This window comes from Nonomuraea thailandensis, from assembly GCF_024172165.1.
In the GTDB taxonomy this organism is placed as follows: domain Bacteria; phylum Actinomycetota; class Actinomycetes; order Streptosporangiales; family Streptosporangiaceae; genus Nonomuraea; species Nonomuraea thailandensis.
In genome coordinates this window covers 12687041-12705550 of sequence record NZ_JAMZEB010000002.1, presented here as the reverse complement: position 1 = coordinate 12705550, position 18510 = coordinate 12687041, and the positions used below count along the sequence as shown (strand labels likewise).

Sequence of the window (18510 nt, the reverse complement as noted above, 5' to 3'; positions counted from 1 at the left end):
GAAGCAATGCCGAGTTGATTGGAACGCCCATGACCAACCTACGGTTAAGGAACATCCTCCCCGGGACTGTTTCTTACAACCCATGAGGAAGAAGCGACTCCCCGTGAGCGAATCCGCTCGTTGCGCGAACTCTTGACTTGGGCCATCTTTGGCCCACCAGCAACGATTCCCGAGGGAGGAACGAACGGTGGGGGACGACAACTTCGAGCACCTTGAGCGTCTCGTGGCCGAACTGGACGCGCGCGGGTTGCTCGCACGAGTGGTCCGGACCCAGAGCGGACGCACGTTCGTACGGGTCATCAACCCGAGCGCGACGAGCCTGTCCGAGAACGTCACCTGCCGGTCGGCAGCCGTCTCCGACATGCGCGACTGGTGGTACTGCTGGTCCTGGGGCGAGCGCATGCACACGGCCGACGACCCGGCCGGCGCCGCGACGAAGGTCGCCCGCGTGCTCGCCGTCGTGGGGGAGTGACGACCCGGTGAACCGGGTGGAGCGCAGCCACCGCGGCTCACCGCACCCACGACGGCCACTGGGAGCCGGCGGAGTGGCCGGTGCGGAGGGTTATCCGCACGTCGGAGCCCTGGTCACTCCGCCGGTTCCGGCCCATCGGCACACCATGCGGCGCCGCGCGCCGCGTCCACAAGCCGCCCGCCCGGATCAGCCTGGCGGGTGTTCGGGGGATCCCTCCCGGAACCGGTACGGGACACGCTTCCGGGTGCGTGTCCCGTTCCGAGCCGTCCGTCATCGGAGCGTCTGCTCTCTCCCTCCGCGGCCCAGAGAGCCGGCGACCCCGTCTTCCCCGGCGTGATGTGACGGCGGGCGGTTCGGTCAGCGGTATTTTTGGATCGAAACGGTCCAAGAACGTTGATCGAACCGCTTCCGGAGGGGGATCCACCATAGTGTTACTGCTAGGGCCATCGCCATCGCCGTCGTCCTCGTCGTCATCGGTGTTGCCCGATCCCGACAAGGTGATTTCGGATGTGGCCGTGACCTGCCAAAACGATCCGGTGTGCTCTACGCTTGCCGGGATGTTTTACAACGCGTGGTGGTCACCACTGGCGGCGAGCGCTGTCGTCGTCGTCCTGATCGTCCTGCTCGCCTTCGTGCTGCGCAACATCGCGCACCGGGTGATCACACGGGTGGTCAACCGGGCGGCCACGGGCGGCGCCATCACCAGCCGCTTCCGGAAGGGGGCGGCGACCGACGGCATCGACGCGTTGCTGCACGAGCGGCGCAAGCAGCGGGCCGAGACGATGGGGTCGGTGCTGAAGCACATCGCCTCGATCGTCATCCTCGGCACCGCCGTGCTGACCGTGCTCGACAGGCTGACGATCCCCATCGCGCCGTTGCTGACCAGCGTCGGCATCCTGGGCGTGGCGATCGGCTTCGGCGCGCAGGAGCTGGTGAAGGACTTCATCGCGGGCATGTTCATGCTGCTGGAGGACCAGTACGGCGTGGGCGACGTGATCGACGCCGGCCCGGCGGTCGGCACGGTCGAGGCGGTCACCCTGCGCGTCACGAGGCTGCGCGACGTGGACGGCCGCGTCTGGTACGTCCGCAACGGCACGATCACCCGGGTCGGCAACGAGTCGCAGGGCTGGTCGCGCGCGTTCATGGACGTGCCGGTGGCCTACGACGCCGACGTGGTCAGCGTGCGGGTGCTGCTGGAGCACGTCGCCGAGGAGACCTGGGCCGACCCCGAGCTGCGCGAGTCCAAGATCGTGGAGCCGCCGCAGGTGTTCGGCGTCGAGCAGCTCTCCGACAGCTCGCTGGTGTTCCGCATCACGGCCAAGACGCTGCCCTCCGCGCAGGCGGAGGTTTCGCGGGAGCTGAGGCTCCGGGTCAAGACGGCACTCGACAACGCGGGCATCCCCATGGTCGCCACCGCCTAAGCTAGGAAACGTGACAGAGACCTCCTTTTACGACGCCGTCGGAGGCGAGGAGACCTTCCGGCGCCTCGTGCACCGCTTCTACGAGGGGGTCGCGGAAGACCCGACCCTGCGGCCGCTCTATCCGGAGTCCGATCTGACGGGCGCCGAGGACCGGCTGCGGGGCTTCCTGATCCAGTACTGGGGCGGGCCCAACACCTACAGCCAGCAGCGCGGCCATCCCCGGCTGCGCATGCGGCACATGCCGTTCGTGATCGGCAAGCCCGAGCGGGACGCCTGGCTGAAGCACATGCGTGACGCGGTCGATTCGCTCGATCTGCCCGACGAGCTGGAGACCAGGCTTTGGGACTATCTGGTCTACGCTGCCCACAGCCTGGTGAACTCGCCCACATAACGGGGCATGACACGCCACATGGATATCCCCTGGTGGCGTGACGCAGTCGTTTACGAGATCTATGTCCGCAGCTTCGCCGACGCCTCGGGAGACGGCGTCGGCGATCTGGCAGGGGTGCGCGAGCGCCTGCCGTACCTGCGCGGGCTGGGTGTCGACGCGATCTGGCTCACCCCGTTCTACCGCTCCCCCATGGCCGACGGCGGCTACGACGTGGCCGACTACCGCGACGTGGACCCGCTGTTCGGCACGCTCGGCGACTTCGAGGCGCTGGTCGCCGACGCGCACGAGCACGATCTGCGGGTGATCGTGGACATCGTGCCCAACCACAGCTCCTCCGAGCATCCCTGGTTCCAGGCGGCGCTGCGGGGCGAGGGACGCGACCGGTACATCTTCCGCGACACCGTCAACAACTGGCAGTCCACGTTCGGCGGCCCGGCGTGGACGCGGACGCCCGACGGGCAGTACTACCTGCACCTGTTCGCGCCCGGGCAGCCCGACTTCAACTGGCGCAACCCCGAGGTGCACGCGGAGTTCCTCGACGTCCTGCGGTTCTGGCTGGACCGCGGCGTCGACGGCTTCCGCATCGACGTGGCGATGGGCCTGTACAAGGCGGAGGGACTGCCCGACGTGGGCGACCAGTCGTTCAAGTCGGTCTCGCCGGTGTGGGGGCAGCCGGAGGTGCACAACGTCTACCGCGACTGGCGGCGCGTGCTGGACGCCTATCCGGGCGAGCGGATGGCCGTGGGCGAGGTGTGGACCGACAGCCCCGAGGACCTCGCCCTGTACCTGCGGCCCGACGAGCTGCACCAGAGCTTCAACTTCGCCTGGCTGCAGGCGCCGTGGTCGCCGACGGCGTTCAAGAAGGTGATCGACGACACGGTGTCCACGGTGCCGTTCGCCACCTGGGTGCTGTCCAACCACGACGTCGTACGGCACCGCACCCGCTACGGCACGGCCGACCCGGGCACGGGCCTGGCGCGGGCCAGGGCGGCGCTGCTGGCGATGCTGGCCCTGCCCGGTTCCGCCTACCTCTACCAGGGCGAGGAGCTGGGGCTGCCCGAGGTGACGGACCTGCCGGACGAGGCCAGGCAGGACCCGGTGTTCTTCCAGTCCAAGGGCAAGCTGCCGGGGCGCGACGGGTGCCGGGTGCCGATCCCGTGGACGGTGGACCCGCCCTCCCACGGCTTCTCGCCCGGCGGGGCCGAGCCGTGGCTGCCGCAGCCGGAGTCGTTCGCGGAGCTGAGCGTCGAGAAGCAGGAGGGGGTCGCGGACTCGACGCTGGAGTTCTACCGCCGGGCCTTGGCCTGCCGCCGCGAGCTGGTGCGGAGCATTCCTTACACGCTGGAGTGGCTGAAGTCTCCCGAGGGGGCGCTGTTCTTCGCCCGGGGACCGCTGATCTGCGCGATCAACTGCGGCACCCGGCCGGTACGCCTGCCGAAGCACGAGGAGGTGCTGCTGTCGAGCGCTCCGCTGCGGCGCGGGCTGCTGCCGCCCGACACGGCGGTGTGGCTCAGGAGCGCCTCGACCGCTCCCAGCGCCGAGGAATGACGGGCAGCGAGGCCACGGCACAGGCCAGGCCCGCCGCGAAGCCGGCCCAGTAGCCGGCGCCGACGATCAGGACGCCGGCCACCGGCGTGACGGCCAGGGAGACGGTGTTCTGGATCGTGTTGTGGGTGCCGAGCACCTTGCCCGCCCAGCCGGGCCCGGCCAGCTCGCCCGCCGCGAGGTAGGCCAGCCCGTTGCCGGACACCGTCATCACCGAGGCCAGCACGAGCGCCGCCACCCCGAGCCGGGTGGCGGTGAGCGTGCCCGCGACCAGCAGCGCCAGCACCGTGAGGTTGCCGAGGGTGAGGATCAGCAGGGGCCGCATGCGCAGGCCGGTGCGGTCGGACCAGCGGCCGGCCACGACGCGGATCGCGGCCCCGCCGATCGCGGCCACGCCGAAGAGCCGGCCGGCCGCGACGTCGTCCCAGCCGTAGGTCGTGACCAGGCAGTCCACGCCGTACGTGCTGACCACGACCTGCGGCACCACGTGCAGGGCGCTGGTGGCGTGCACCCGCCACAGAGCGGGCTGCCGGTACGGCGAGCCCGCCCGCTCCGCGCCCGGCCCGGAGAGCGCGCGCGGCGGCTCGGCCATGAGCAGCGCGGCCAGCACGGCGGCCAGCAGGCTCACCCCGGAGCAGAGCAGCAGCACGCCCGGTAACCCGTGCGCCCGCGCCATGGGCGGCAGCGCGAAGGCGGCCAGGGCCATGCCGAGGGTGAAGGAGACCTGGCGCACCCCCATGGCGACACCGCGCTCCGCCGGCTCGAACCAGCGCAGCACGATGCGCCCGCCGCCCACCATCGCGGCCGAGCCGGCGGCGCCCGCCAGCGCGAGCAGCGTGATCACCGCCCAGGTGCTCCCGGCGAAGGCCGTGGCGGCCATCAGTAGGGCGGCCAGCCCCACGCCGGCGCCCAGGATCACCCGCTCGCCGTACCGGTCGGCCAGGGCGCCCCAGGCGACGAGGGCGAACATGACACCGATGGCCGGGGCGTTGGCGATGAGGCCGCCCACGGGGAGTGAGACGTTGAAATATCGCAAGATTTCGGGCATGACCAGCGGCAGGCCGAACAGGCCCAGGGTGACGCCGGCGTGCGCGTTGACGCCCAGCGCCAGCATCCACCAGCGTTTCATTCCGCCGCGTAGCGCTTCAGGTAGGCCCGTTCGTTCTCGGTCAGCCTGCGCGGCGCGGCCCGCTCGACGTCGTAGGCCGCCATGACGGACTTGGCGGTGACGTAGAGCCCCTCGTCGTCGCGGATCTCGTACTGCAGCGTGAAACGCACCGCCCTGATCTCCGTCACCCAGGTCTCGACCCGCACGGGCTGCGCCCGGAAGCCCAGCGGGCGGCGGTAGTCGATCTCGTGCCGGGTCACGACCAGGCCCTTGAACGGCTCGTCGCCCGCGACGTACGGGTCGATGCTCAGCATGCCGAAGCGGGCGTCCTCCAGGTAGTCGAGGAAGCGCACGTTGTTCACATGCCCTTGGGAGTCGATGTCGCCGAATCTCACCACTCGGGGATAGACGTGCCGTTCGGCCGGGGTGCTTTCGGACGGGGTGCGTTCAACCACGTCCGCCACCGTACCCGCCCCGGTCAGGTGGCCCTGCGCCGGGCCAGGCAGGACAGCACGGTCAGCACCGAGATGGCGGCCATGGAGCCCAGCGCCCAGCGGTAGCCGGTGACGAGCTGCTCGACCGCCCCGCCCGGCAGGTGCGCGAGCGTGCCGGCGAACACGCTCTGGTGCAGGGCGGCGGGGAGCGGCGCGGTGATGATCGACAGGACCAGGCCGGTGCCGACGACGTTGCCGGTGTTCTGCAGCATGAGGCGCATGGCGTTGACGATGCCGAGCCGGTTGGAGGGCAGGCCGTCCAGGATGGCGGTGGTGTTGGAGGGCAGGAACGCGCCCGAGCCGAGCCCGATGAGCACGAGCCCCGCCGCCACGGCCGGGTACGGCATGTCCGCCGACATCACCGAGAGCATGACGACCAGCCCGCACGTGGTCGTCGCCGCGCCGGCCACGGCGAGCGTGCGCGCGCTGGTCAGGCGCTGCAGGAAGCCCGAGCTCACCGAGCCGATCATGGCGGCGACGGCCAGCGGCAGCACCTTCAGCCCCGCCTGCACGGGGTCGTCGCCGCGCACGGCCTGGAAGTAGAGCGCCACCAGGAAGACCATGCCCATGCGCGCCACGGCGTTGAGGAACGAGGCCAGCGTGCCGAACGCGAAGGCCCGCTCCCTGAACAGGCTCAGGTCCACGACCGGATGAGCCGCCCGCGACTCCCTGAGCAGGAACAGCGGCAGCCCCGCCACGAACGCCCCCAGCCCGCCCAGCACCACCGGATGGTCCCAGCCGAGCCGGGTGAACTCCGACAGCGCCAGCAGCAGCCCACCGAGGGTGACCAGGACCAGGACGTTGCCCGGCCCGTCGAGCCCGCTCTCCCGCTCGGCCCTGGGCGGCCTGGGCAGCACGAGCACGCCCCACAGCAGGCAGAGCAGGCCGATGGGCACGTTGAACCAGAACACCCACCGCCAGCCCAGGCTCTCGGCCAGCAGCCCGCCCAGCGTCGGCCCGATCAACCCGGCGATCGAGAACGAGGCCACGTACACGCCCATGCCCTCGCCCAGCCGCTCGCGCGGGAAGGCGTCGCTGATCAGGGCGGCGCTGTTGGTGAGCAACATCGCGCCGCCCACGGCCTGCAGCACCCGCATGAACACGATCATCCAGGCGTTCGGCGCCAGGCCCGCCAGCAGGGCCGCCAGCGTGTACGTGGCCAGCCCCAGCAGGTACATCCTGCGCCTGCCGAACAAATCGGCCAGCCGGCCGAATACCACCATGAGCACGGTCGTGGTCAACTGGTAGCCCAGGAGGATCCAGCTCGCGGCCGTGGCGCCGGCCCCGGTGTGCCTGGCGATCTCGGGCAGCGCGACGTTGATGGCGCTGCCGCTGAGGCCGGTCAGCACGCTCGCCAGGCTCACGACCGACAACGTTCGCCAGGCGTCGCGGGTGGGGGTGGTCGTCGCCAGCAAGGGCCCTGTCCTTTCTAGATTTTAATACTAGAATCCAATTCAAATCGTCAGCCGGTCAAGGATCGAGGTGTCGGATGAGCGGGATCGTCGAAGGCCGCGTGGTGATCGTCACCGGTGCGGCCAGGGGCATCGGACGGGGACACGCACTGGAATTCGCCAGGCAGGGGGCCAAGGTGGTGGTCAACGACCTGGGCGCGGAGGTGGACGGCACCGGCTCGTCCGGCGCGGCCGCCGAGGTGGTGGCGGAGATCGAGGCCATGGGCGGGCAGGCCATCGTCAACGGCGAGGACGTCTCCGACTTCGACGGCGCCGAGCGGCTCGTCCGCGCCGCCATCGACCACTTCGGCGACCTGCACGTGCTGGTCAACAACGCCGGCATCCTGCGCGACCGGATGCTCGTCAACATGACCGCCGACGAGTGGGACGCCGTCATCAAGGTGCACCTGCGCGGCACCTTCGCCCCGCTGCGCCACGCCGCGGCCTACTGGCGGAACAAGGCCAAGGCGGGCGAGCCGGTGGACGCCCGGATCATCAACACCACCTCGTCCTCGGGCATCTACGGCAACCCGGGGCAGGGCAACTACGGCGCCGCCAAGGCCGGCATCGCGAGCCTGACGATCATCGCGGCCAAGGAGCTGGAGCGGTACGGCGTCACCGTGAACGCCGTCGCCCCCGCCGCGCTCACCCGCATGACGGAGAACCTCATGCCCGCCGGCGCCACCGGCGCCGACCCCGACGACATCGCGCCGCTGGTCGTCTGGCTCTCCAGCGCGGAGGCGCGCGGGATCACCGGGCGCGTCTTCAACGTGCGGGCCGGCAAGATCAGCGTGGCCGAGGGCTGGCACGCCGGGCCGGAGGCCGACAAGGGCAGCCGGTGGGACCCGGCCGAGCTGGGCTCGGTCATCCCCGCCCTGGTCGAGAAGGCCGCGCCCAACGCGCTGACGAACGGCCGCATCCCCGGACGGGAGGACTGATCCGCCATGGCACTCGACCACTCGCTGATCGGGATCGACGGGCCCGCGTACGAGCGCACGTGGAGCGAGAAGGACACCATGCTGTACGCGCTCGGCGTCGGCGCGGGCACCTCTGAGCTGGAGTTCACCACCGAGAAGGGGCAGCGCGTGCTGCCCACCTTCGCCGTCCTGGCCGCCCAGGCCCCGGGGCGGCGGCTCGGCGACTACGACCCTGCCCTGCTCGTCCACGCCGAACAGGGCTTCGAGCTGCACCGCGAGCTGCCCGCGGCCGGTGGCGTGCGGACCACGTCACGGGTGACCGGGATCTACGACAAGGGCTCGGGCGCGCTGGTCACCTCGGAGGCGCGCGCCGTCGACCTGGCCACCGGGGAGCTCGTCATCGCCTCGCGGAGCTCGGTGTTCATCCGGGGCGAAGGCGGCTTCGGCGGGGACCGGGGGCCGCGCGACACGTGGACGCCGCCCGACCGGGCGCCCGACCACAAGGTCACCTACTCGACGCTGCCCGAGCAGGCGCTGATCTACCGGCTGTCGGGCGACTACAACCCGCTGCACAGCGACCCGTCGTTCGCGGCCAGGGCCGGGTTCGACCGGCCCATCCTGCACGGGCTGTGCACGTACGGGGTGACGGGGCGGGCGCTGCTGCACACGGTCGCGGGCTCCGACCCGGGGCGGTTCAAGGCCATGTCGGGGCGGTTCTCCAGCCCGGTGTTCCCCGGCGAGTCGCTCACGGTGTCGATCTGGGTGGACGGCGCCGACGTGCTGTTCAGGACGGCCAAGGACGACGGGACCGTGGTGATCGACCGGGGACGCGCCACCATCACCTGACCCTCCGCCTCCCCGCGGGCCGGTGACCCCTCCCCCGCCACCGGCCCGCCGGTGTGCCTCACCACGGGTCACGGCCGGCGGGGGCGCGCCCGTGTGCGGCGTGCCCGCCCCACTGCCGCGCTGCTCGCCATCCCCGCAACGCGCTGCTCGCCATCCCCCCGCGCCGTCCACCAGCGCCCTACGTCCGGCGTCCCGGCGTCCCGGTGTCTCGGCGTCCCGGTGTCTCGGCGCCCGTAAGGCGGGGAGGTGCGGGAAGGGGTCAGGTTTCGTCGAGGGCGCGGAGGGGGTCGAGGCGGTGGATCAGGGTCATGGCGGCCTCGATGACCTCCCGGGCCTCCTCCTCGGTGTCGGAGGTGGCGACCTCCCGGGCGGCCTCGCCGATGATGCTGGTCAGCACGGCCACGGTGAAGCGGTCGAGAGGGTCGCCCCCCGCGCCCAGCAGCACCGCGTTCTGGCGGACCCACTCGCGCCCCCGCGTGCGGCGGATGAGCTCGAAGCCCGGCGGGCCGTCGCCGTCGATGAAGAGCCGAACCAGATCGCGCCGCTCCCACGCCCCCGCGAGGTACGCCCGCGCCCCCGCGATCAGCAGCTCCACCGGATCGGAGACCCCCGCCTTCCTGGCCTTGGCCACGCTGGAGGCGGACGCCTGCTCGTGGGCGGCCTGGTGGTCCTCGTACAGGGCGAGGAAGAGCTCGGTCTTGCCGCCGAAGTGGTGGTAGAGGCTGCCGACGCTGGAGCCGGCGCGGGCGACGACCTCCGAGACGTTGGCCTCGGCGAAGCCGTGCTCGCTGAAGACCTCGCGCGCCGCCTGCAACATGCTCTGGCGGGTCTGCGCCGTACGGCTCCACTCCCACGAGGACTTGCGTGCCATGCCGACATCCTAGCCGCCGAAATTCTAGAATCAGATTCTTGACACAGAGCCGTAACGGTTGGAATGTCTTCCTAGAGAAAGATTCTAGAAATAGCACCAGGGAGACGGCTGTGGACTTCTCGCTCACCCCGGAGGAACGCCAGATCCGCGACACCGTCCGCGCCTTCATCGAGAAGGAGGTCATGCCGCTGGAGCCCGAGGTCCTGCGCAACGAGCGCGAGGGCCGCCCGGGCTTGGAGCCCGACATCCTGCGCGACCTGCGCGCCAAGGCCAGGAAGTCCGGCTTCTGGGGGATCAACACCCCCGAGGAGTACGGCGGAGCCGCCCTCGGCCCGATCATGTCCGCGATCATCGCCATGGAGATCGGCCGCACGTTCGTGCCGTTCTCGTTCGGCGGCAGCGCCGACAACATCCTCTACGCAGGCACCGAGGAGCAGCAGCAGCGCTACCTGCTCCCCACCATCGAGGGCGAGCGGCGCTCCTGCTTCGCGATCACCGAGCCCGGCGCCGGCTCCGACGCCCGCAACATCCGCACCAAGGCCGTGCGTGACGGCTCCGAGTGGGTGATCAGCGGCGAGAAGACGTTCATCACGGGCGGGAACGAGGCGGACTTCGTCATGGTCTTCGCCGTGGCCGAGGAGCACGGCGTCACCTGCTTCCTGGTGGACCGCGAGATGGGCTGGAAGTCCGAGCCCATCCCCACCATGGGCCAGTGGGGCCCGGCCTCGCTCGTGTTCGAGGACGTGCGGGTGCCGGAGGAGAACATCCTCGGCGAGCTCGGCAAGGGCTTCGAGCTGGCCATGCAGTGGATCGGCCAGGGCCGCTACATGATCCCGGCGCGCGCCATCGGGTCGGCCGAGCGCATGGTGCAGATGGCCATCGACTACGCCAAGATCCGCAAGTCCATGGGCCAGACCATCTCCAACTACCAGGCCATCCAGTGGATGATCGCCGACTCGCAGGTGGAGATCGAGGCGGCCAAGTGGCTGACGCTGTACGCGGCCTGGCGGGTGGGGCAGGGCCTGGACGCCCGGCACGCCTCCTCGATCGCCAAGCTGAACGGCGCCGTCATGGCCAACCAGGTCGTGGACCGGGTGCTGCAGATCCACGGGGGCATGGGCTACACCAAGGAACTGCCGATCGAGCGGTGGTACCGCGAGCTGCGCCTGCTGCGCATCTTCGAGGGGACCGACGAGATCCAGCGCCGTACGATCGCCCGCAACCTCATCAAGGGTCACGCGCGGCTCGGACTCATCGGGGAATGACGCACATGTCGGTTGGGGAGCTGTTCAACCCGCGCTCGATCGCCCTGGTCGGGGCCACCGACAAGTCGGGGTGGTCGATCAGCACGCTGGCCAACCTGCGTGCGCACGGCTTCCCCGGGCCCGTTCACCTGGTCAATCCGCGGGGTGGCGTGGTGCACGGCCAGGCCGCCCACCGGAGCCTGACGGAGATCCCCGAGCGGGTGGACCTGGCGTACGTGATGGTGCCGACCGCCGCCGTGCTCGGTGTGCTGCGGGAGGGGGCCAAGCTGGGGATCCGGTGTTACGTGATCCTCACGGCCGGGTTCGGGGAGGCCGGCGAGGAGGGCGCGCGGCTGGAGGCCGAGATCACGGCCTTCGCCGCGGAGCACGGGCTGACGATCCTCGGGCCGAACGGCAACGGTTACATCAACGCGGCCGCCGGCGTGACACCGTACGGGCTGCCCATCCCCTCGCCGTTGCTGCGCGGCGCGGTCGGCGTGGTGTTGCAGAGCGGGGCGCTGGCCAGCTCCGTGCTGGGGTTCGCGCAGGCCCGCAACGTGGGGATCAGCCTGCTGACGTCGATGGGCAACGAGTCGGTCGTGACCGTCACGGACGTCATCGACCATCTGGTGGACGATCCGGCGACCAGGGTCGTGGCGCTCTTCCTGGAGACGATCAGGAACCCGGCCGAGTTCTCGCGCGTGGCGCGGCGGGCGCTGGAGGCGGGCAAGCCGATCGTGGCGCTCAAGATCGGCCGTAGCAGGCTGGCCTCGCACACCGCGCAGGCGCACACGGGCGCGCTGGTGGGCGACGACGACGTCATCGACGCGGCGCTGCGGCAGCTCGGCGTGATCAGGGTGCGTTCGCTGGAGGATCTGATCATCACGGCGGGGCTGCTCGCGTCCTCGGGGCCGCTGCCGGGGCGGCGGGTCGGGGTCGTCACCCCGTCCGGCGGCGCCTCGGAGATCATCGCGGACCGGGCCGAGGACGAAGGGCTGGAGCTGCCGCCGTTCGCGCCGGAGACGGTGGCGCGGCTGGCGGAGATCGTCCCGTCCTTCGGCACCGTGCAGAACCCGCTCGACGTCACCGGGTACGTGCTCATCGACCGGACCCTGCTCGGCCGGGCGCTGGAGGCGGTGTCCGCGGACCCCGGGATCGACCTGATCATGCTGCTGTCGGAGCCGCCCAAGGTGGCACCGCCCGATCCGGCTCCGGTGCTGGCCATGTACACGGCCAGCGCCGGGCGGATCGCCTCCTCGCCGGTGCCGGTCGTGGTGGTGAGCAACGTGCTGACCGACGTGACCGAGTTCGGGCGGCGGGTGCAGGCGGAGACCGGGTTCCCGTACGTGGCGGGCGGCATCGAGCACGGGCTGCAGGCCATCGGGGCGGCCGTGCGCTGGTCGGAGCAGCGCGAGCGGGCCCTGTCCCGGACCGCCCCGCTCCCCCGCGCCGTCGCGCCGCCCGAGGGGGCGAGCGGGATGTGGGCCGAGCACCGGGCCGCCGGGCTGCTGGCCTCCGCCGGGCTGCCGGTGGTGCCGTCGGAGATGGCCGCCGACGAGTCAGGGGCGGTCGCGGCGGCTGAGCGGTTCGGCCATCCCGTGGTGCTCAAGGCGGCGGCCGAGGGCCTCGGGCACAAGAGCGACGTCGGCGGGGTGCGGCTCGGGCTCGGCGGGGCGGAGGAGGTGCGGCAGGCGTACCGGGAGATCGTCGCCGCGGTGCCGTCGCTGGACGGCGTGCTCGTCCAGCCGCAGCGCCGTGGCGGGATCGAGCTGCTGGTCGGCGTCGTACGGGATCCGGCCTGGGGCCTGACGCTGGCCGTGGGGCTGGGCGGGGTGTGGGTGGAGGTGCTGCGCGACACGGCGCTGCGCGTGCTGCCGGTGGACGCCGGCGAGGTGCGTACGGCGCTCACGGAGCTGCGCGGGGCGGCACTGCTGGACGGGGTCAGGGGCGGCGAGCCCGCCGACCTGGACGCGGTGGCGGACGTGGTGGCGCGGGTCGCGGCGTTCGCCGAGTCGCTGGGTGACGGGCTGGAGTCCCTGGAGATCAACCCGCTGCTGGTCAGCGGCTCCCGCGTCGAGGCCCTCGACGCGCTGATCACTTGGCGCTGAGCCGATTCGAGCGGGACCGATCGGTGCGGAACGGGCGGCTCTGGGGCCGCCCGTTCCCCTTTCCGGTGACTACTCCACCTCGATCGGCAGCTCGTAGATCTCCGTCGTCGGGTGCCCGGCCTTCTCGTGCACCCGCAGCACCGCCTCCTTCGACGGCCCCGACGACAGGCAGAACACCTTCCCCGAATCCGGGTCGAGCCAGGCACGCTCGAAGTGCACGCCCTCCGCCTCCTCGATCGCGAGGTCACGCTCGTGCGCGGCGCGAAGCTGCTCCTCGGTGGCGCCGACGAATCCACTGTGCACGTCCATGAACTTCGGCATGGCGCATCCCTCCTCCGGGTCAGAGTGTCCCTCTACCCAGGAAGGCGTTCCATCCCGTGCCACCGGCTCAGGGCAGGCGGTTGGCCAGCACCAGGGTCGCGGCCGAGGCGAACATGCCGCCGTTGCCCAGCACCACGCTCACCTCCACGTCCGGCACCTGGGCCGCCGCCTCGCCGCGGAGCTGGCGTACCGACTCCTGGATGGCGAACATGCCGTACATGCCGGTGTGCGTGTACGACAGGCCGCCGCCGTTGGTGTTCAGCGGCAACCGGCCGCCGGGCGAGGTGTGCCCCTCCGCGATGAACGCGCCGGCCTCGCCCCGGCCGACGAAGCCCAGGTCCTCCAGGCCGTAGATGGGCACGTGGGCGAAGGCGTCGTACACCATGAGGTGGTCGACGTCCTCGTGCGTGATCTTGGCCTCGGCGAACGCGGCCTCGCCCGACAGGCGGAAGCCCTTGGAGGTGGTGAAGTCCTCCATCTGCGAGATGATCGGCGACTCGGCGGCCTCGCCCGAGCCGAGCAGGTGGACCGGGGAGCGGCGGGCGCGTTCGGCGGAGGTGACGATCAGCGCGCCGCCGCCGTCGGTCACCAGGCAGCACTCCAGCAGGTGGAACGGGTAGGCGACCAGCCGTGACGCGAGCACGTCCTCGACGGTGACGAGGTCGCGGTACATGGCCCGCGGGTTGCGGTGCGCCCACCGCCGCTGCGCCACCGCGACCTCGGCGAGCTGCTCGTGCGTGAGGCCGGTCTCCTTCATGTAGCGCAGCGCCGTGATGGTGAACGAGGTGGGCGGCCCGACCACCCCGTACGGCAGCTCGAACTGCCCCAGCAGCGAGTCGGCCCCCAGTCCGAACCGCCCGGCCCCGACCCGCGACCGCCCCGACTCCCCATGGGTGATCAGCACGGTGTGACACAGCCCCGCCTTGACGGCGGCGGCCGCGTGGCGGACGTGGAAGAGGAACGACGAGCCGCCCACTCCCGTGCCGTCCAGCCACGCGGGCGTGATGCCGAGGGCGTGGGCGATCTGGATCGGGCCGGGGGTGCCGACCGTGGCGACTCCGTCGATGTCGTGGATGGTCATGCCGGCGTCGGCCAGGGCGTTCCTGGCGGCCTCCAGGTGCAGTTGCATCGTGGAGTGACCGGGCAGGCGGCCCACCTCGTCGGTCTCGGCGGCGCCGGCGATCACGATGTTCATGCTGCGCCTCCGGCGGGCTCGAAGAGCGGCACGCTGACGTCCCCGCGCCGCTCGAACACCACCTGGAGCTCCATGTCCAGCTCCAGGTGTTCGGGGGTGTTCGGCACGCCGACGAGGTTCGTCATCATGCGCACGCCTTCCTCCAGCTCGACGACGGCGATGGCGTACGGGGCCTCGTCCTCGAAGCCGGGCGCCGGACGGTGGTTGATCACGTAGGAGTACAGGGTGGCGCGACCGCTGGCGCGCACCCATTCGACCTCGTCGCCGCCGCAGCGGGGGCAGCTCGGCCGCGGGTAGAAGTAGTGCCGCGCGCACGGTTTGCAGCGCTGGATCCCGAGCTCGCCCGCGGCCGTGCCGTCCCAGAACGGCTGGGTCTCCGGTGTGGGCTTAGGTGCCGGCTTCATCGGCCTCCCCAATCCTAGTTCTAGAATCACACTCTAGATCTAGGTTCTGCCGGGGCTCAAGGGCTGGGGATGCCGTTGCCGTTCCTGCCTCGCCCGGCCAGCACCTCCTCCAGGCTCGGACGCGGCTCCCCCGGGTCGCGCGACCCCGGCTGGGCGAGCTGGATCAGCACGCCGTGCGCCTCCTTGGGGTGCAGGAACACCTCCTGCCAGCGCACGTCGGAGCGGTTGAGGCCGTGCAGGCGGAAGCCGCGCCCGGTCAGCCTGGCCACGGCCGCGCCCAGGTCGTCGACGTGGAAGTTCAGGTGGTGCACGCCGCCGCGGCCCCTCGTGAGCTCGAAGAAGCTGTCGAAGAACGTGGATCCGGCCAGCGGCTCCATGAGCTCGACCTTGTTGCCGTTGCCGTAGGTGAGCTGGAAGGTCCGGTAGCCGGCGATCCGGTTGTCGCCACCGCCGCCCAGGTGACGGCCGCCGAGCAGGTCACGGTAGATCGGCAGCAGATCCCTGATCCGGGGCGCGGCCACCGCCGTGTGGTCGAAGTGCACTTCCAGCCCGTCCAGTTCCAGGTCCACGCGGGGGCTCCTCACACATTCGGAATCCTAGAATTTCATTCTAGCCACTCACCCTGACGGGTACTCGATGTGAGGAGCAGCGTCGCAGAAAGGAATTCTAGAGTGCACTTCTAGAACGTAGGGGGCCCGGCCCGAGCGGAAAGGTTGGCCATGAGGCTGTCCTACGTCCGCGAGCTCGACGAGCACCCGACCGGCGCCCGCCGCATGAAGATCCTCGCGATGGCCGTGCCGGCCATCCTCATCGGCTTCTACGAGGGGCAGATCGCGCCCGTCGTCCCCCTGCTCCTCAAGGACCTCGACATGACGCTGACCACGTACGGCGCCGTGTCAGGCACCGCCGCCGTGGCCGGCGCGATCGCCTCCGTCCTCGGCGGCCGGCTCACCGACCGGCTCGGCCGGGTCCGGCTGCTCATTCCGCTCATGGCGCTGACGGCCGTCTGCTGCTTCGCCATGACGCTCGTGCACAGCCCCCGCGACCTGCTGATCGCCAGGATCGTGCTGGCGTTCGTGGACGGCGTGGCCATGGCCAGCACCGCACCACTGATCCGCGACTTCTCCCCGCGCCTGGGACGGGCCCAGGCGTTCGGCTTCTGGACCTGGGGCCCCGTCGGAGCGAACTTCCTGGCCGCCGCCGTCGCCGGATGGACGCTGCCGATCTTCAACGACTCGTGGCGCTCGCAGTTCGTCATCATGGGCTGCTTCTCGCTGGTCATCTCGGCGGTCATCGCGTTCAACATCGCCGACCTCTCCCCCGAGCTGCGCGCCAGGATCCAGCACACCGAGCGGGCCGGCGCCGACGTGGTGGACCTGACGCAGCCGGCCCGCGTGCGCTCGCTGTTCGTGCCCGTCGTGGGGTACTACATCGCGCTGCTCGTCCTCACGCTCGGGTCCGTGGTCGCGCTCGCTCGCCGCACCGGGCACGATCAGCACCCTGCCGCAGCGCAGCCCGCTCTGACCAATCCCTGAACAGCCATTTCAGCCCACCCACCAGCAACCCAGCCGTTCAGGTTCGCAGCCGTCCAGTCTGCACAGCCCACGCAGCACGCACCGCCACCGTCCAACCGCACAGCTCTCTGCGCTGTCATCCAGCAGCACAGCCGTACATGCGGACAACCCGTGGACCATGCCGCCGAGGGCATGATCCACGGGTTGTCAGCCGGCCTCAGCCGATCAGTCGCGGTGCAGCTTCCGGTAGGTCACCCGGTGCGGACGCGCCGCGTCGGCACCCAGCCGCTCGATCTTGTTCTTCTCGTAGTCCGCGTAGTTGCCCTCGAACCAGAACCAGTTCGACCCTTCCTCCCAGGCCAGGATGTGGGTCGCGATGCGGTCGAGGAACCACCGGTCGTGCGAGGTGATCACGGCGCAGCCCGGGAAGTCGAGCAGCGCGTTCTCCAGCGACGACAGGGTCTCGGTGTCGAGGTCGTTGGTGGGCTCGTCCAGCAGCAGCACGTTGCCGCCCTGCTTGAGCGTGAGCGCCAGGTTGAGGCGGTTGCGCTCGCCGCCGGACAGCACGCCGGCCTTCTTCTGCTGGTCGGGGCCCTTGAACCCGAACGCCGCGATGTACGCCCGCGACGGCATCTCCACGTTGCCGACCTTGATGTGGTCGAGCCCGTCGGAGACGACCTCCCAGACGTTCTTGGTCGGGTCGATGCCGCCCCGGCTCTGGTCGGCGTAGGAGATCTTCACGGTGTCGCCGATGACGATCGAGCCCGTGTCGGGGGTCTCCCCGCCGGTGATCATGCGGAACAGCGTGGTCTTGCCGACGCCGTTCGGGCCGATGACGCCGACGATGCCGTTACGCGGCAGGTCGAACGTCAGGTTCTCCATGAGCAGCCGCTCGCCGAAGCCCTTGGTGAGATCGTCGGCCTTGATCACCGTGGTGCCCAGGCGCGGGCCCGGCGGGATCTGGATCTCCTCGAAGTCCAGCTTGCGGAACTTGTCGGCCTCGGCCGCCATCTCCTCGTACCGCTGGAGTCGGGCCTTGCTCTTGGTCTGGCGAGCCTTCGGGTTCGACCGGACCCACTCCAGCTCCTCCTCCAGGCGCTTCTTGCGCTTGGCGTCCTTCTGGCCCTCGACCTTGAGCCGCTGCGCCTTCATGTCGAGGTAGGTGGAGTAGTTGCCCTCGTACGGGTAGCACCGGCCCCGGTCGAGCTCGAGGATCCAGGTGGCGACGTTGTCGAGGAAGTACCGGTCGTGGGTGACGGCCAGCACCGTGCCCGCGTACTTCTCCAGGTGCGACTCCAGCCACTGCACGCTCTCGGCGTCGAGGTGGTTGGTGGGCTCGTCGAGCAGCAGCAGGTCGGGCGCCTCCAGCAGCAGCTTGCACAGCGCGACCCGGCGGCGCTCACCACCGGACAGCTTGCTCACCTCGGCGTCGGGCGGCGGGCAGCGCAGCGCGTCCATGGCCTGCTCGAGCTGGCTGTCGAGATCCCACGCGTTGCGGTGCTCGAGCTGCTCCTGCAGCTTGCCCATCTCGTTCAGCAACTCGTCGCTGTAGTCGGTGGCCATCTGCTCGGCGATGTCGTTGTAGCGCTGGAGCATCGCCATCGTCTCGGCGACGCCCTCCTGCACGTTGCCGAGGACGGTCTTCTCCTCGTTGAGCGGCGGCTCCTGCTGGAGCATGCCCACCGTGAAGCCAGGCATGAGCTTGGCATCACCGTTGGACGGCTGCTCCAGGCCGGCCATCATCCGGAGCAGCGTCGACTTTCCGGTGCCGTTCGGCCCCAGGACACCGATCTTGGCCCCGGGCAGGAACGACAGCGTCACGTTGTCAAGCACAACCTTGTCGCCGTGCGCCTTGCGCACGCGCTGCAGCGTGTAGATGTACTCCGGCATGCCCTCTAGCTTAGGGGCTCACAACCCAGGCTTCCGCCGCTCCTCCCCGGTCGCCCCCCATCCACGTCGGCGAGACCCCGCTCCCACCGCAGAAGCACTCTCTGCGACTCGCCGCGTCGAAGAACCGGCCAGCATACGGATCCGCCGCATCGACCATGCCGGGCAGGCGGTGGCACGAACAGGGGCTGCCTGCGACGTAGCGAGCGATGGAACGATGCCGCCGGTCCAGCCAGACGGCACACACCGGCGAAGCGGCGGCGGCAACCCTGGGGGTCAACAGGGCGCAGGCGTCGAAGCGAAGGACGCCGAGACGCGGCT

General features: G+C 70.6%; 18 protein-coding genes. 9 read left to right on the top strand and 9 right to left on the bottom strand.

Annotation, left to right across the window (positions count from 1 at the left end; all coding sequences use genetic code 11):
• Positions 1-187 precede the first annotated feature (187 nt).
• From HD597_RS63040 to HD597_RS63025, 4 genes are all read left to right on the top strand, one after another.
• Positions 188-472, top strand: a complete 285-nt coding sequence (locus HD597_RS63040) for a hypothetical protein (protein ID WP_253759101.1) — start codon at positions 188-190, stop codon at positions 470-472.
• Between the two features lie 557 nt (positions 473-1029).
• Positions 1030-1893, top strand: a complete 864-nt coding sequence (locus HD597_RS63035; RefSeq protein WP_253759099.1) for a mechanosensitive ion channel family protein — start codon at positions 1030-1032, stop codon at positions 1891-1893.
• Positions 1894-1903: 10 nt separating this feature from the next.
• The gene (locus HD597_RS63030) at positions 1904-2284 is read left to right on the top strand and encodes a globin (RefSeq protein ID WP_253759097.1); all 381 of its coding nucleotides are present in this window, start codon (positions 1904-1906) and stop codon (positions 2282-2284) included.
• An 18-nt stretch (positions 2285-2302) separates the two neighbouring features.
• Positions 2303-3832, top strand: coding sequence for a glycoside hydrolase family 13 protein (locus HD597_RS63025; RefSeq protein WP_253759096.1), 1530 nt, complete (start codon positions 2303-2305; stop codon positions 3830-3832).
• Here HD597_RS63025 and HD597_RS63020 read toward each other — a convergent pair.
• Genes HD597_RS63020 through HD597_RS63010 form a run of 3 tightly spaced genes read right to left on the bottom strand, consistent with a single transcriptional unit; the run spans position 3795 to position 6846 of the window.
• Positions 3795-4958: an MFS transporter gene (locus HD597_RS63020; RefSeq protein WP_253759095.1), complete on the bottom strand. Its 1164-nt coding sequence runs from the start codon at positions 4956-4958 to the stop codon at positions 3795-3797. The two genes, HD597_RS63025 and HD597_RS63020, sit on opposite strands and share 38 nt — an antisense overlap.
• Positions 4955-5392 (bottom strand): acyl-CoA thioesterase, encoded by a 438-nt coding sequence (locus HD597_RS63015; protein WP_253759094.1) that lies wholly within the window; start codon positions 5390-5392, stop codon positions 4955-4957. The genes HD597_RS63020 and HD597_RS63015 overlap by 4 nt, the downstream gene beginning before the upstream one ends.
• 23 nt (positions 5393-5415) lie before the next feature.
• On the bottom strand, positions 5416-6846 hold the full coding sequence (locus tag HD597_RS63010) for an MFS transporter (protein WP_253759093.1): 1431 nt from the start codon (positions 6844-6846) through the stop codon (positions 5416-5418).
• A gap of 74 nt (positions 6847-6920) precedes the next feature.
• Here HD597_RS63010 and HD597_RS63005 point away from each other — a divergent pair, with 74 nt between their 5' ends.
• Both HD597_RS63005 and HD597_RS63000 read left to right on the top strand, forming a co-directional pair.
• Positions 6921-7820, top strand: coding sequence for an SDR family oxidoreductase (locus tag HD597_RS63005; protein WP_253759092.1), 900 nt, complete (start codon positions 6921-6923; stop codon positions 7818-7820).
• A 6-nt stretch (positions 7821-7826) separates the two neighbouring features.
• On the top strand, positions 7827-8645 hold the full coding sequence (locus HD597_RS63000; protein WP_253759091.1) for a MaoC/PaaZ C-terminal domain-containing protein: 819 nt from the start codon (positions 7827-7829) through the stop codon (positions 8643-8645).
• Between the two features lie 259 nt (positions 8646-8904).
• Here the strand turns inward: HD597_RS63000 and HD597_RS62995 are convergent, their stop codons facing one another.
• Positions 8905-9516 (bottom strand): TetR/AcrR family transcriptional regulator, encoded by a 612-nt coding sequence (locus tag HD597_RS62995; protein WP_253759089.1) that lies wholly within the window; start codon positions 9514-9516, stop codon positions 8905-8907.
• Between the two features lie 110 nt (positions 9517-9626).
• Here HD597_RS62995 and HD597_RS62990 point away from each other — a divergent pair, with 110 nt between their 5' ends.
• The gene (locus HD597_RS62990; RefSeq protein ID WP_253759087.1) at positions 9627-10781 is read left to right on the top strand and encodes an acyl-CoA dehydrogenase family protein; all 1155 of its coding nucleotides are present in this window, start codon (positions 9627-9629) and stop codon (positions 10779-10781) included.
• Between the two features lie 5 nt (positions 10782-10786).
• The gene (locus tag HD597_RS62985; RefSeq protein WP_253759085.1) at positions 10787-12868 is read left to right on the top strand and encodes an acetate--CoA ligase family protein; all 2082 of its coding nucleotides are present in this window, start codon (positions 10787-10789) and stop codon (positions 12866-12868) included.
• Positions 12869-12937: 69 nt separating this feature from the next.
• Here the strand turns inward: HD597_RS62985 and HD597_RS62980 are convergent, their stop codons facing one another.
• The 4 genes from HD597_RS62980 to HD597_RS62965 form a co-directional block, all read right to left on the bottom strand.
• Positions 12938-13189 (bottom strand): SCO4226 family nickel-binding protein, encoded by a 252-nt coding sequence (locus HD597_RS62980; protein WP_253759082.1) that lies wholly within the window; start codon positions 13187-13189, stop codon positions 12938-12940.
• Between the two features lie 67 nt (positions 13190-13256).
• Positions 13257-14384, bottom strand: coding sequence for a thiolase C-terminal domain-containing protein (locus HD597_RS62975; protein WP_253759080.1), 1128 nt, complete (start codon positions 14382-14384; stop codon positions 13257-13259).
• A complete protein-coding gene (locus HD597_RS62970; protein ID WP_253759078.1) occupies positions 14381-14788 on the bottom strand; it encodes a Zn-ribbon domain-containing OB-fold protein in 408 nt (135 codons plus the stop codon). Before HD597_RS62970 ends, HD597_RS62975 begins: the two co-directional genes overlap by 4 nt.
• Positions 14789-14844: 56 nt before the next feature.
• The gene (locus HD597_RS62965; protein WP_253759076.1) at positions 14845-15357 is read right to left on the bottom strand and encodes a VOC family protein; all 513 of its coding nucleotides are present in this window, start codon (positions 15355-15357) and stop codon (positions 14845-14847) included.
• Between the two features lie 150 nt (positions 15358-15507).
• On the opposite strand from HD597_RS62965, the gene HD597_RS62960 reads away from it, so the two are divergent.
• Positions 15508-16323 (top strand): MFS transporter, encoded by an 816-nt coding sequence (locus HD597_RS62960; protein ID WP_253759075.1) that lies wholly within the window; start codon positions 15508-15510, stop codon positions 16321-16323.
• Between the two features lie 204 nt (positions 16324-16527).
• Here HD597_RS62960 and ettA read toward each other — a convergent pair whose 3' ends face one another.
• Positions 16528-18192 (bottom strand): energy-dependent translational throttle protein EttA, encoded by a 1665-nt coding sequence (ettA, locus tag HD597_RS62955; RefSeq protein WP_253759073.1) that lies wholly within the window; start codon positions 18190-18192, stop codon positions 16528-16530.
• Positions 18193-18510: the final 318 nt, after the last annotated feature.

Bases quoted from the DNA above. Each gene is read 5' to 3' on its own strand.
- HD597_RS63035 (WP_253759099.1), top strand. From the start codon at position 1,030: ATGTTTTACAACGCGTGGTGGTCACCACTGGCGGCGAGCGCTGTCGTC.
- HD597_RS63025 (WP_253759096.1), top strand. From the start codon at position 2,303: ATGGATATCCCCTGGTGGCGTGACGCAGTCGTTTACGAGATCTATGTC.
- HD597_RS63020 (WP_253759095.1), bottom strand. From the start codon at position 4,958: ATGAAACGCTGGTGGATGCTGGCGCTGGGCGTCAACGCGCACGCCGGC.
- HD597_RS63005 (WP_253759092.1), top strand. From the start codon at position 6,921: ATGAGCGGGATCGTCGAAGGCCGCGTGGTGATCGTCACCGGTGCGGCC.
- HD597_RS63000 (WP_253759091.1), top strand. From the start codon at position 7,827: ATGGCACTCGACCACTCGCTGATCGGGATCGACGGGCCCGCGTACGAG.
- HD597_RS62995 (WP_253759089.1), bottom strand. From the start codon at position 9,516: ATGGCACGCAAGTCCTCGTGGGAGTGGAGCCGTACGGCGCAGACCCGC.
- HD597_RS62985 (WP_253759085.1), top strand. From the start codon at position 10,787: ATGTCGGTTGGGGAGCTGTTCAACCCGCGCTCGATCGCCCTGGTCGGG.
- HD597_RS62980 (WP_253759082.1), bottom strand. From the start codon at position 13,189: ATGCCGAAGTTCATGGACGTGCACAGTGGATTCGTCGGCGCCACCGAG.
- HD597_RS62975 (WP_253759080.1), bottom strand. From the start codon at position 14,384: ATGAACATCGTGATCGCCGGCGCCGCCGAGACCGACGAGGTGGGCCGC.
- HD597_RS62970 (WP_253759078.1), bottom strand. From the start codon at position 14,788: ATGAAGCCGGCACCTAAGCCCACACCGGAGACCCAGCCGTTCTGGGAC.
- HD597_RS62960 (WP_253759075.1), top strand. From the start codon at position 15,508: ATGAGGCTGTCCTACGTCCGCGAGCTCGACGAGCACCCGACCGGCGCC.
- ettA (WP_253759073.1), bottom strand. From the start codon at position 18,192: ATGCCGGAGTACATCTACACGCTGCAGCGCGTGCGCAAGGCGCACGGC.